The organism is Hylemonella sp. P2_B10 (assembly GCF_056404875.1).
The window spans coordinates 764035-776699 of sequence record NZ_JBFUDE010000003.1; the positions used below are offsets into that span (position 1 = coordinate 764035).

Below are 12665 nucleotides of genomic sequence, written 5' to 3' on the forward strand. Positions count from 1 at the left end.
GAGGGTGGCTTCCTGTGGGGGTCAGGCGTGCTGCCGGTTGCGGCGGGCCGCCACGGCCTGTGCCCAGCGGGCCTTGGATTCGGGATAGATCAGCGTTTCTTCCAGTGCGATATGGCCCCGGCACAGGTCCACGAACAGCGCCGCCGCGTGCTGGAACTCCGCCGGATCCACCCAGCCATTTCCCGAGGCGATGGCACGCAACTGCGGTGCCAGCGCCAGCCAGTTTTCCTCAATCCAGCCATGGTCCTGCTGCAACGTGCGCACTGTAGCCACCAAATTGGCATCGGCACATTCCAACAGGGCGGGGAACACCGTTTCCTCCTCCTGCGCATGGTGTGCCCGCGAGGCAGCGGAAAAGAAGTGCTCGACATGACCGGCGATGCGCCGCATTTGGGGACCTGGCTCACCCAGCTGTACCTGGTCAACAAGCCGCGTCAATTCTTGCAGATGGCCCAGCATATCGCGATGGCAGGCATCCAGCGCGGTGAAATCAGTGGGCTGGGCTGCGAGGTGTGCGCGCGCGACCATGGGGCTCTCCTTGCCTTGACGGCATTGAGGCAATTCTCGGTAGCGCGGACATGGGCCGCTTTGCGCCAAATCAAGCCGGCGTGGGTTTTTTCCCTGCTAGTTCAGTGGCGCGGGTGCCGACTCCGCCCGGTCCGGCGCGCGCAAGGGCAGGGTCAACGAGAAGACGGCGCCCTGGCCGGGTGTGCTTTGCAGCTCGATCTGCCCACCCAGCACGCTGGTGACGATGCTGTGCACGATGTGCAGGCCCAGGCCGGAGCCGCCCTGGCCCAGCTTGGTGGTGAAGAAGGGTTCGAACACGCGGCGCTGGTCGTCGGGGTGGATGCCGCGGCCGTCGTCGCGCAGGCGGATCGCCACGTGTGCGGTGTCCGGCGCGGTGGCGCTGATCTCTATGCGCCCCGGCTGGCCGGTCTCGAAGGCGTGCAACATGGCGTTGTTGATCAGGTTGGTCAGCACCTGGCCCAAGGGACCGGGGTAGCTGTCCAGCCATAACTCATCAGCAATCTGGGTCTGCACCACGCATTCGGACTTGCGCAGCGTGGGTGCCAGCGTTACCAGGATCTCGCCCACCACCGCAGACAGCTGGAAGCGCCGCCGGTGCGAACTGGTCTGATCCACAGCCACCTGCTTGAAGGTCACCACCAGCGCTCCGGCGCGCTCCAGGTTGCGCCGCATCACCTCGGCGGCCAGCCGGGTGTCGTCCACAAAGGCCTTCAGGTCGGAGCGGCGCACGCCATCGGCCGTCACCTGCTCGAAGACCTGCACCTTGTGCTCCAGCGCACTGGCCATGGTCAGGCCGTTGCCTATGGGCGTGTTCAGCTCATGCGCCACACCCGCCACCAGCGCGCCCAGGGCGGCCAGTTTCTCGGACTGCACCAGCTGGTCCTTGGCCAGGCGCAGTGTCTCCAGCGTCTGCGACAGCTCCCGGTTGGCGCTCTGCAATTCGCCGGTGCGCAGCGCCACGCGCTCCTCCAGCTGCAAGTTGAGTGCAAGCACCTCGTCCTGCGCCATCCGTCGCTCGGTGACGTTGACATAGGTGTAGACCATCAATTCGCGCGTGGCGTCCTTGATGACGCGTGTGTAGATGCTCATCCACATCAACTGGCCATCGCTGCGGCGCATCTGCACCTCTTCGCCGCTGACGAGCTCACGCCGCCACGATCGCTCGACGGAGCGTTGCCTGTCCTCAGGATTGGCCCAGATGCCCAGCACATCGCCTTGCTTGCCTTGGTCGCGGGTGCGGTCCAGGCCAAAGATGTCAAACGCGGCCTGGTTCCAGTGCGCGATGGCGAAGTTGTTCTCGCTGCTGAAGTAGCACATGGGCAGTGGCGACTGGTCGAACAGCCGCGAGAAGCGCGCCTCGCTGTCCTGCAGCACCCGCTCGGCCGCGCGTTCTGCGGTGACGTCGCGCAGCACGCCGATCATGAAGAGTTCGCCGCGCGACTCGAACGTGGCCACATTGGCCAACGCCTCGATGACGCGGCCGTCCTTGGCCCGCACGCGGATGAAATGGTCGGTCACCGCCTGGTGCTTGCGCAGCAACAGCACCAATGCGTCACGTTCCCCCTTGTCGGCCCAGATGTTCAACTCGCCGGAGGTGCGGCCGAGCACTTCCTCGCGGCTGTAGCCCATCATGCGCTCGAAGGCGGCGTTCACCTCCACGTATCGGCCATCGCTGAGGCGCGAGATCGAGATGAAATTGGGCGTCAGCCGGAAGGCCGCGCCGAACCATTCCTGCGCGACGATCTGGCCCGTCACATCGCGGGCGATCCACAGCGCGTGGGTCTTTTGGGTGCCCTCCAGTGCCAGTAGCCTGCAATTGACGATGCAGTCCAGCACCTCGCCGTCCCTGCGGCGCAACTGCACCAGCGTGTTGTGCGCCTCGCCATGGGCCTGCATCTGCGCGACCAGTTCGGCCCGCTGCTGGGCATGCACCCACACATTGAAGCGGCCCAGGCTCTGGCCCATCACCTCGGCCAGCGTGTAGCCCGACAGCGTCTGGAACCCCCGGTTGGCGGTGACCACCGTGCCGTCGCTCAGGCGCGTGATGACGATCCAGTCCGGGCTGGCTTCAAAGATGCGCTCGAACCTGTCGTCCTCGTCTCCCGCCAGGGCGGCACGCAGCCACCGCCTGGTCGACCGGGGCAACAGTTTGGCCAACAGGCCCATCTGCGGATGCTCCGTGGTTGTTGTTCAAACCATGGTACACGTTCGTCCCGTGCTTGCCTATGGCGGGCGACCCGTGGGTTGACGCGGGTCAGTCGCGGGTGGCGCGGCGCTGCACGCAGTCGATATAGGCGTTGCCATCGGGTGGGCGGCCCGAGCGCTGGCTTTCCCAGATCATCTTGCCCAGGCAGTCCATGGTTTCGTGGTGGGCGTCATGCAGCGAATCCAGCCGCGCCGTCAGCAACTCCACCGCCTGGCGTATGCCGCGCGGCTGGTCCACACTGCACTGCTCGCTGATGGAGAGGTGCATGCTCAGGTGCAGGAAGGGGTTGGTCTTGCCTTCCTCCACCAGGCCCATGTTGCGCAGCGCCGCGTCGACGTCGGCAAAGTCGGCGTGGTATTCCGGGTGCTCGTCCATCCATTGGCTGGCCAGTGTTTCCATGGGCTCCAGCGGCTCGCCCTTGAGGGCCTTGGCGTAGACGGAGCAGAAGAAGCGGCGGACGTCGGCTTGGGAAGGCTGGAACATGGCCTCTATTGTCGCGGGTGTTCGGCTGGCGTGAGAGCGGCATGGGAAGAAACCACATGTGCCGGCTGGCACCGTGGCCACCCGTGCGACAGCCCGCCACAGGCGCAGCGCATAAACTAGCTGCAACCTCAGAACAAGCCGCACCGGAGACCTCCCATGCCCCATCCCCAAGCCTTCATCTGCGACGCCCAGCGCACCCCGTTTGGCCGCTACGGCGGCGCCTTGAGCGGCGTGCGCACCGATGACCTGGCCGCCATCCCATTGGCGGCGCTGATGGCTCGCAACCCCAAGGTCGATTGGCAAGCGGTGGACGATGTGTTGATGGGTTGCGCCAACCAGGCTGGCGAGGACAACCGCAACGTGGCCCACATGGCCAGTCTGCTGGCCGGGCTGCCGGTGCAGGTGCCCGGCGCCACCGTGAACCGGTTGTGCGGCTCCGGGCTGGACGCGCTGGGCAGTGCCGCGCGCGCCATCCGGGCCGGCGAGGCCGCGCTGATGCTGGCCGGCGGCGTCGAGAGCATGAGCCGCGCGCCCTTCGTGATGCCCAAGATGGAGGCTGCTTTCAGCCGCAACAACGCGGTCTACGACACCACCATAGGCTGGCGCTTCGTCAACAAGCTGATGAAAGAGCGCTATGGCGTGGACAGCATGCCCGAGACGGCCGAGAACGTCGCCGCCGAGCACGGCATCGCGCGCGAAGCCCAGGACCGCATGGCGCTGGCCAGCCAGCAAAAGGCCGTGGCGGCCCAGGCCAGCGGCTTCTTCGACGCCGAGATCACGCCGGTGACGCTGCCGGCCAAGAAGGGCGAGCCGGTGGTGGTGAACCGCGACGAGCACCCGCGTGATACCTCGCTGGAGGCGCTGGCCAAGCTCAAGCCCATCGTCAAGCCCGACGGCAGCGTGACGGCCGGCAACGCCAGCGGCGTCAACGATGGTGCCTGTGCGCTGTTGTTGGCCAGCGAGGAAGCGGCGTACAGGCATGGCCTGACGCCGCGTGCCCGGGTGGTCGGCATGGCCACGGCCGGTGTGCCGCCGCGCGTGATGGGCATAGGCCCGGCACCGGCGACGCAAAAGCTGTTGGCGCAGACCGGCATCACGTTGGCGCAGCTTGACGTCATCGAGCTCAACGAGGCCTTTGCCGCCCAGGGTCTGGCGGTGCTGCGCCTGCTGGGCCTGCAAGACGATGACCCGCGCGTCAACCCCAATGGCGGGGCCATCGCGCTGGGCCACCCGCTGGGTGCCAGCGGCGCGCGCCTGGCCACCACGGCCGTCAACCAGCTGCACCGCAGCGGCGGGCGCTACGCGCTGTGCACCATGTGCATAGGCGTGGGCCAGGGCATTGCATTGCTGATTGAGAGGGTTTGACCGGTGGCGGCCACGCCTGAGCCGGTCAGCGTGCGGCTGTTGACGCCGGACGACGCGCCAGCCTACCGCGCGTTGCGCCTTCGGGGCTTGCGCGAGCACCCCACGGCCTTCACCTCCGGTGCTGACGAGGAGCAGGCACGCACGCTGGACTTTTCTGTGCAGCGGCTCACTGAGAAGCCCGAACGCCCGCATGATTTCTTCATCGGCGCCTTTGCTGCGGGTGGCGAATTGCTGGGCACAGTGGGTGTGTCGGGCCGCTATCGCCCGAAAGAGCGCCACTATGCCACCGTGGTGGGCATGGTGGTGGCCCCGGAGGGCAGCGGGCGCGGCATTGGCGGCGCGCTGATGCGCGACCTGCTGACGCGCTGTCGCCAGCTGCCCACGCTGGAGCGGCTGGACCTGACGGTGACTGCCGGCAATGCGCCCGCCATCGCGCTGTACCAGCGCTGCGGCTTCGTCGCCTGGGGCACGCTGCCTGGCGCCATCAAGGTGGCTGGTATGGACTACGACAAGGTGCACATGGCGCTGGATTTGCGGCCATCGCCGGTGAATTGACGGCATGGGGTTCCCGCTGATCACCGACCCCTTCTTCTACGCCGTCGCCGTGCCCGCCGTGCTGTTGCTGGGCATCAGCAAAAGCGGCTTTGGCGCGGGGTTTGGTTCGCTGGCCGTGCCCATGATGGCGCTGGCCGTCACCGTGCCGCAGGCGGCCGCCATCCTGATGCCGGTGCTGCTGGTGATGGACGTGCTGGGCATGGCCGCCTTCCGCAAGGACTTCGATGCGCCGCTGCTGAAGTTCCTGCTGCCCTTTGGGCTGCTGGGCATTGTGCTCGGCGCGCTGCTGTTCCGGCTGCTGGACGCGCGCACCGTGGCCGGCATCGTGGGCCTGTCCACGCTGCTGTTCCTGGCCCAGCGCCTGCTGTTCCCGCCCAAGGCCGACAGCCAGCCACCGCCGCGCTGGCTGGGTGCGTTGCTCACCGCCACCTCCGGTTTCACCAGCTTCATCTCGCACGCCGGCGGCCCGCCCATCAACGCCTACATGATCCCGCTGCGCCTGCCGCCGGTGCGTTTCACCGCCACGCTGGCTTTCTTTTTCTTCGTCATCAACTTGAGCAAGTGGGTGCCCTACGCTTGGCTGGGCCTGCTGGACTGGCGCAACATGGCCACCTCGCTGGTGCTGCTGCCGCTGGCGCCATTGGGCGTGTGGGTGGGCGTGCGGCTGGCGCGGCGCATCAACCCGCAGCTGTTCTACCGGCTGGTGTACCTGGGCATGTTCCTCACCGGCGTCAAGCTGCTGTGGGATGCCTTCCATTGAGGAAGGCGTTCACACGCGTTACTTCAGGTTTGCGCGCCAGGTTGTCAGGAAAGACTGCACCTCGGCATCCGGCCGCCTTGGCTCTTTCCAGTACTCGCTGCAATCGCTTTTGCGGCCCAGCAGTTTCATGTTCACCAGCTCGCGGCGCAGGGTGGCCTGGTCGCCGAACGTGTGGTGCGCATTCAGGATCTGGTTGACCTCTTTCTCCGTGTACTTGCGCCGCACGGTGAAGCGCGTCCACAGCGCCCAGGCGGCCATCTGCTGCACCGACAGTTTGTTGGGCAGGCGCACCAGGCGGCCATGGGCGTCGAACTGCAGCAGCGCCTTGCGCGCGGTGGCCGACAACGCGGCGGGTGCGCTGGACGAAACAGCGGGTGGTGCAATGGGTGGTGCAGCGGGTGGCACGGCGGCGGCTGTCTTGGGCTGCGCACCGGCCGCCGCCCTCAGCGTCTGGTAGTTGCGCAGGCCGGCGGCGCGCGCCAGCAGGTTCAGCAGTTCCAGGTGCGAGGGCAGGGCTTCGCGCTGGTCCAGCTCGGTCAACAGGCGCTTGGCAAACGTGGAAACGTCTGGCACAGGCAGGGGTACAAGCATGCGGGTCATATGAAAAGTCGCTTTCTTTCCTCATGCGCCGTTGACTCGCCTGGATGGCAGGGCGAGCGCTGGGGTTGCCGTTTGCAGCAGGGCACACGATGGAAAAACAGCCGTTTTTCGGGGTGGGTGCTTGCTTGTTTGCGCGAGCGGCAGGTTTAGCGTGAGCGTGCGTGGCACGGACTCCGGCAACGCCTGGGTGAACTGCGGACCCTGCGGGCGATTTTAGCGCGGCGCCTTGGCCATGGCCGTGAGGCCCGCTTCGTAGCGCTGGATATACGTCTGCACCGGCACGCGGCGTATCGCCTCGGCAAGCACATCCAGCGCCAGGTCATCCAACTTTTTGAAGCGCAGGCAGGCCTTGCCCATGTCCAGCTTCTTGCCGGTCTTGGCCCAGGCGGTGCGGAACCACTGGACGTCCGGCGTTTCGCCGTCCTCGGTGCAGCCACAGTACGTGGCCATCAGGTACAGCGACATGTAGTTCTTCTGCGAGGCCAGCGCGGCGAAGGGCAGTGGCTGCTTCGGGTCGGTGTGGTAGCCGGCCGGGTACAGGCTGTGCGGCACGCTCCAGCCAATCATGCCGTACTGCATGGCTTCCTGGTAAGCCGGGTCCAGGTTGTCCAGCACCAATTGGCGCACGGCGGCGATGGCGCCGCGGCGGTCTTCCGGCAACTCGGCCAGGTACTTGGCCACGGTTTTGGCTTGCGACTGCATCTCGGGTGGTTCAGTGGGTGGCTGTTTGTACACCAGGGCTCCGAGGGGGTCAATCGGGCAAGGCGTGGTGCACACCCGCTGCAAGATACCGCAGCCACGGGACTCCGGCGTTTAGGCCACAGCCAGTGCCGACAAGTCCTGCGGCGCGAAATCCTTCGCCAGACCGCTGGCGCAGTGCTGCAGCCAGCGCATGGACAGCCGGCACAGCACCGCCTCGCCGGCTTGCCCATGGGCCGCAGCGGCGGTGGGCACCGACACCACCGCGTCCACCATGCTGACGCTGCCGCCCATGCCAGCCACACCGCCACCGCCCATCAGGTCCAGCTTTTGCAGCTTGCGGCTGTCCACCTCCAGCACCGAGCCCAGCGCGTCAACGCGCAGCGCGATGTCGTGGCTGCGGCCGCCCGCGGCGGCGTCTTGTGTCACCCGCACCAGGATGAGCTGGCGCGCACTGTCTGTGGGTTGTGCGCTGCCCGGCGTGGCCGCAGTGGCGCTGCGCAGGTCGATCACCGGGAAGGTTTTTTCGGTGCCTATGGGCACGATGCCGGCAAACGGTGGTGTGGGTCGCCCGGCGCTGACGGTGGTGGCGTCCGGCGCCGCCAGCAGCACCTGGGCTGCTGGCAAGCCCAGCCAGTAGCCGCCGACGCTGAAGGTGGCCATCTGCAGGCTGAACGCCGCGTCCACCACGCCGGCCCGGGCGGCGGGCCGCCCAGCCTGGGCGCCCTGGGCGGCGCGCGCCTCGGGCTTGCACAGGCTGCGCAGCACCACGCAACTGAAGCCGTGGTCATAGCCGTCCTGCAGGCGGAATTCGCGGTAGCCCTGGCCACGGTGGGTGCCGGCGCCCAGCAGACCACCACTCAGTTCAACGATGTCATTGCCACGCTGCGCCGTGGCCACGGCCTGGGTACCGTCCAGCAGGCTGGTCTGGCCGTGGCTGAACAGCACCTGACCGGCGTTGTCGACGAAAGCCAGCAGGTCGTCTGCCGAGCAGCCCTCGCCGCAGTCAGCCAGGATGGAGGACAACTGGTTGGCCGCGTCCCACACGATGCCTATGCCGCCCAGGACGCTGGCCCCCGCGCCCCCGCCGGGGCGCTCGGCATCCAGCACGGCGGCGGCGTAGACGAAGGTGGGCACCCCGTTTGAGAACTGGCTGGGTGCGAAGCTGCTCACCGTGTAGTCCTTGCTGGCATGCAGCCGCAGCGCCGGCTGCACCCAGGCGTCGCTGATGGGTTGGCCCACGTGGTGCGCCAGCTCGGGCCGTGAGGTGGCCACCACCGTGCCGTGGCGGTCGAACAGCACCAGCGACGAATACACCGTGTACAGCGAATTGATGTACTGCAGCACCTGCGAGGCCTGCTCGCAGCCCACTTTGCCGGTGCGCAGTGTGTCGGCGAATTGCGGCGTCAGCGCCCACCAGCGGCAGTCGTTGGCGCGCTCGTACAGGTTGCGGTCCAGGATCTGCATGGCCAGCGAAGCGCGGTCCTGGGCGTCGCGCAGCATCGCGCGTATGACGACGAAATGCAGGTCTTGCAACGTGCTGGAAAAGGCCAGCGCCGTCTTGTGCGCGGTGTTGCCGATCTCCGACAGCAGCGTGCGCGCGAACACCATTTCGCGCGCCTGCGCGGCCGAACCGTCGGTCGCTATGCGGTTGATGTCCAGCAGGCCGTTCCATACCGAGCGCTCCAGCGCCGACTGGATGGTGGCCGCGTTGCGAGGGATGTCGCGCAGGTCGGTCGCCAGCAGGCCATTGCTGCGCGCGGCCTCCAGCATCAGCGGCGAGGCGTCGCGCGCGTCAGCGACGTCGAAGGCCATGTCCATGGGAATCATGGCCAACGCGCGCCAGCCCGGCCCCATGTAACCCTGGAAGCCCCGGGTGTCGCGCACCACCATCAGGTATTCGCGTCCCAGGTGGCGCAGCGTGACCGAGCCGGCCGCGCGCGCGGGGGGCAGCACCCAGCCGGCCGGCAGTTGCAGCGCATCGCTGCTGGCGATCACCCGGCCTTGCGCGTCGATCAGCGCCAGTGTCGTGCCATCGTCCTCGCCGCCTGCGGCTTCACCCTGGATCGCCTGGAAGATGGCCGGCATTTCGTCGGCCAGGCGGAATTGCAGGCACAGGGCGCCTACCTGTGTGTGGCCGGCTTCCACGCGGTGTGCATACAGCAGCGTGGGTTGCTGGCCGGGTGCGGTTGCCCCGTTGGGTGCACCAACATGGTTGCCCACGCCGTCGCCTGGGCCTGGCGGGCTTGCACAGAAGTGGTGCATTCCATAGTGCTCCACATAGGCATCCGGGCTGGCCAGCACCTGTTGCAGGAAGGCCAGGTCCGTTCCGCTCAGGGTCAGCGCCCCGGGGCGTGGCAGCAGACTGGCGTGCAGTTCTCCGTGGGTGTCGAACAGGCAGATGTCGCCATACACCGAGTACTTGGCCGCGTACTCGCGCAGACGCGCTTCCATCCCGGTCGTGGGCACGCTGCCCGGCTGGGCCAGGAACTGGGCAATGACGCCATCGGTGGCCAGAAAGCCGATGTCGGCCGTGCGCTCGAACAGGTTGCGCACCAGGATATCGATGCACACCTGCGCCTTGGAGCCCAGCCCGTCCAGCGCATGGTGCAGGCTCTCGGTTTGCAGGCCGTGCATCATTTCTCCGGACAGCGCGGCAAAGTCTTGCCGTGCCCGGCTCAAATCACCGCCGGATGAAGCCCCGGACGACAGCCTGGACAGCGAGGACAGCACCGCCAGGTTGTCCCAGCTTGATTCCACCAACCGAAGTTCCTGCCGGCGTGACTGCACCTGCGGCATGTGGCGCAACAGGCGGGTGAGGGTGTGAGGGGTGGCTAGCGAAGCGGTAGAGGCAGTCATCGAAAAAATTGGCGCCGGCAGCTTTGTGGGCGCCGCTCCCTGAAAACATGTTGTGCACGGTAAACAGCAAGTTGCGTGCCTCCACACGGTGCATGTTGCGCGACTTGGACGCCCCGTTTCGAAGGGGATTGACATTTTAAAATGTAGTGTTATAGTGAAGTAAAACACTACTTCATCATCCTTTCTGGAGTTAACCCGGATGCAGGCATCTCAACACATCGAAGTAGTTGCTTACCCTCGAAAAAGGATAGCAACTGTAGGGCGGTACCCATCATGAGCACAGATTGGCACGACAACTCACCGATTTACCGCCAGCTGAAGGAAAAGGTGGTGGGCATGGTGCTGGACGAGGTGCTGAAGGCCGGCGACGCACTGCCCTCGGTACGGCAGGTGGCGGCGGATTTTCAGCTGAACCCCATCACTGTGTCACGCGCCTACCAGGAGCTGGTGGACGAGCAACTTGTGGAAAAACGAAGGGGGTTGGGCATGTACGTGATAGACGGCGCACGGCAGAAACTTCTGGCCAGCGAACGCGAACGCTTCTTGCGCGATGAATGGCCGGCCATGCTGGCGCGCATACAACGGCTGGGCCTGGACGTGCAGCAGTTGCTGTTGGCCAAGGCGCAGGGCCCGGCTGTCGGCGCTGCGGGAGGTGTGGCATGAGCGACTTCACCACAGCCGCGCCGGATACGGCCACGGCCACTGCAAGCCCCGCTGCAACTGCAACAACTGCCGCACCTTCGGTGGTCTCGGCCCGAAACTTGAGCAAGCGCTACGGCGCTGCCAAGGCGGTGGACGGCATCAGCTTCGAGATTCCTGCCGGTCGCATCATCGGCCTGATCGGCCCCAACGGCTCGGGCAAGACAACCACCTTGAAGGCCATGCTGGGCCTGACGCCTTTCGATGGCGAGTTGACGGTGCTGGGCCGCGACCCGCGCACCCAGCGCGACGCGCTGATGCGCGACGTCTGCTTCATCGCCGACGTGGCGGTGCTGCCGCGCTGGCTGAAGGTCAGCGAGGCGCTGGACTTCGTGGCCGGCGTGCACCCGCAGTTCAACCGCGCCAAGGCCGAGCGCTACATCGCCGCCACCAAGCTCAAGCCGGGGATGAAAGTGAAGGAGATGTCCAAGGGCATGGTGGTGCAGTTGCACCTGGCGCTGGTGATGGCGATAGACGCACGCCTCTTGGTGCTGGACGAACCCACGCTGGGGCTGGACATCCTGTACCGCAAGCAGTTCTACCAGAACCTGCTGGAGGACTATTTCGACCACGACAAGACCATACTCATCACCACCCACCAGGTGGAAGAGGTGGAGCACATCCTCAGCGATGTGATGTTCATCCGCGAGGGGCATCTGGTGTTGACGGCCAGCATGGACGAGGTGGCCCAACGCTTCACCGAGGTGATGGTGGCGCCCGAGCGGGAAGCCGTGGCACTGGCGATGAACCCGATCGCGCAACGCGCCGTGTTCGGCAAGAGCGTGATGTTGTTTGACGGCGTGTCGCGCGCCACACTGGCCGCCTTGGGCGAGGCGCGCACGCCGGGGCTGGCCGACCTGTTCGTTGCCAAGATGACCGCCAGCGCGGGAGGGGCTGCATGATGACCACAACCACCCACTACAAACCTTCGATGACATTTGCCTGGCTGCTGCGGCGCGAGTTCTGGGAATACCGGGGCGCCATGCTGTGGGCACCGGTGCTGGTGGGCACGGCCATGTGCGTGCTGCTGGCGCTGGGGTTGCTGCTGGGCGGCGGCATGGGGGGCCACATGCGCATGGAGGTGAACGGCGCTTCGGTGACCGACGCCGTCGCCGCACTCGGCCAGGAGCGGCTGGACCAGGTGGCCAAGGGCGTCGGCCTGGGCTTCATGATCACGCTGGCCGCGCTGTTCCTGATCCCTGCCTTCGTGGTCTTCTTCTACTGCCTGGGCACCCTGTTTGACGAGCGGCGCGACCGCAGCGTGCTGTTCTGGAAATCGCTGCCGGTGTCGGACACGGCCACCGTGCTGTCCAAGCTGGCCACCGCGCTGGCGGTGGCCCCGCTGCTGACCTGGGTGGTGGCCAGCGTCACCGGCCTGGTGGTGCTGGCCATGGGCACGGCGGCGGCCAGCTTTGTCGGTGCCGGTGCGCTGGTGGTGCATTCGCTGACCAGCTCCACCGTGCTGTTGGCGCCGTTGCAGCTGCTGGCGCTGTTGCCTGTGTATGCGCTGTGGGCGCTGCCCACCGTCGGCTGGCTGCTGATGGTGTCGGCCTGGGCGCGCAGCAAGCCCTTCCTGTGGGCGGTGGGCGTGCCGCTGGGCAGCGGCCTGATCCTGACCTGGCTGAACCGCATGCTGGGCGCCGGCTGGGACCTGCACTGGTACTGGATTCATGTGGCGGCGCGCGGCCTGGCCGGCACGCTGCCGGGCAGTTGGCTGGGCAGCAGCCGCCGGTTGGAAGGGGGCATGCTGCCGCCGGCCAACCTGGGCGATGTGGTGAGCCAGTCCTGGGCCTTGCTGGCCACCCCTGGCCTGTGGCTGGGCGTGTTGGCCGGCACGGCCATGGTGGTGGCGGCGATTCGCCTGCGCCGCTGGCGTGATGCGGACTAGGGTGACAAGCGGGCCGCGAGCCG

General features: G+C 66.8%; 12 protein-coding genes. 6 read left to right on the forward strand and 6 right to left on the reverse strand.

The annotated features are described in order from the left end of the window. Window positions 1-21: 21 nt before the first annotated feature. The 3 genes from AC1DX2_RS15925 to AC1DX2_RS15935 form a co-directional block, all read right to left on the reverse strand. Window positions 22-528 carry a hemerythrin domain-containing protein gene (locus tag AC1DX2_RS15925; protein ID WP_477197333.1) on the reverse strand — a complete coding sequence of 169 codons (507 nt, stop codon included), beginning with the start codon at window positions 526-528 and terminating at the stop codon, window positions 22-24. A 96-nt stretch (window positions 529-624) separates the two neighbouring features. Then, the gene (locus AC1DX2_RS15930) at window positions 625-2694 is read right to left on the reverse strand and encodes a PAS domain S-box protein (RefSeq protein ID WP_477197334.1); all 2070 of its coding nucleotides are present in this window, start codon (window positions 2692-2694) and stop codon (window positions 625-627) included. Window positions 2695-2782: 88 nt separating this feature from the next. After that, complete coding sequence (locus tag AC1DX2_RS15935; protein WP_477197335.1) at window positions 2783-3217, reverse strand: DUF1841 family protein; 435 nt, start codon at window positions 3215-3217, stop codon at window positions 2783-2785. Window positions 3218-3373: 156 nt separating this feature from the next. Between AC1DX2_RS15935 and pcaF the strand changes: the two genes are divergently transcribed. The 3 genes from pcaF to AC1DX2_RS15950 are packed head-to-tail and all read left to right on the forward strand — an operon-like array spanning window position 3374 to window position 5897. Beyond that, window positions 3374-4582 carry a 3-oxoadipyl-CoA thiolase gene (gene pcaF / locus AC1DX2_RS15940; RefSeq protein ID WP_477197336.1) on the forward strand — a complete coding sequence of 403 codons (1209 nt, stop codon included), beginning with the start codon at window positions 3374-3376 and terminating at the stop codon, window positions 4580-4582. 3 nt (window positions 4583-4585) lie between these two features. Further along, window positions 4586-5137: an N-acetyltransferase family protein gene (locus AC1DX2_RS15945; protein WP_477197337.1), complete on the forward strand. Its 552-nt coding sequence runs from the start codon at window positions 4586-4588 to the stop codon at window positions 5135-5137. A 4-nt stretch (window positions 5138-5141) separates the two neighbouring features. Continuing rightward, complete coding sequence (locus tag AC1DX2_RS15950) at window positions 5142-5897, forward strand: sulfite exporter TauE/SafE family protein (RefSeq protein ID WP_477197338.1); 756 nt, start codon at window positions 5142-5144, stop codon at window positions 5895-5897. A gap of 18 nt (window positions 5898-5915) precedes the next feature. On the opposite strand, the gene AC1DX2_RS15955 is transcribed toward AC1DX2_RS15950, so the two are convergent. The 3 genes from AC1DX2_RS15955 to AC1DX2_RS15965 all read right to left on the reverse strand — a co-directional run bounded on the left by AC1DX2_RS15955 (window position 5916) and on the right by AC1DX2_RS15965 (window position 10055). Next, on the reverse strand, window positions 5916-6488 hold the full coding sequence (locus AC1DX2_RS15955; RefSeq protein ID WP_477197339.1) for a DUF2087 domain-containing protein: 573 nt from the start codon (window positions 6486-6488) through the stop codon (window positions 5916-5918). 222 nt (window positions 6489-6710) lie between these two features. Continuing rightward, window positions 6711-7232, reverse strand: a complete 522-nt coding sequence (locus tag AC1DX2_RS15960; protein WP_477197340.1) for a DUF1801 domain-containing protein — start codon at window positions 7230-7232, stop codon at window positions 6711-6713. 78 nt (window positions 7233-7310) lie between these two features. After that, on the reverse strand, window positions 7311-10055 hold the full coding sequence (locus AC1DX2_RS15965; protein ID WP_477197341.1) for a chemotaxis protein CheW: 2745 nt from the start codon (window positions 10053-10055) through the stop codon (window positions 7311-7313). 273 nt (window positions 10056-10328) lie between these two features. Here AC1DX2_RS15965 and AC1DX2_RS15970 point away from each other — a divergent pair, with 273 nt between their 5' ends. The 3 genes from AC1DX2_RS15970 to AC1DX2_RS15980 are packed head-to-tail and all read left to right on the forward strand — an operon-like array spanning window position 10329 to window position 12642. Further along, on the forward strand, window positions 10329-10718 hold the full coding sequence (locus AC1DX2_RS15970; RefSeq protein ID WP_477197342.1) for a GntR family transcriptional regulator: 390 nt from the start codon (window positions 10329-10331) through the stop codon (window positions 10716-10718). Next, a complete protein-coding gene (locus tag AC1DX2_RS15975; RefSeq protein WP_477197343.1) occupies window positions 10715-11656 on the forward strand; it encodes an ABC transporter ATP-binding protein in 942 nt (313 codons plus the stop codon). The genes AC1DX2_RS15970 and AC1DX2_RS15975 overlap by 4 nt, the downstream gene beginning before the upstream one ends. Beyond that, window positions 11653-12642: a hypothetical protein gene (locus AC1DX2_RS15980; protein ID WP_477197344.1), complete on the forward strand. Its 990-nt coding sequence runs from the start codon at window positions 11653-11655 to the stop codon at window positions 12640-12642. The genes AC1DX2_RS15975 and AC1DX2_RS15980 overlap by 4 nt, the downstream gene beginning before the upstream one ends. The last annotated feature ends 23 nt before the right edge of the window (window positions 12643-12665 follow it).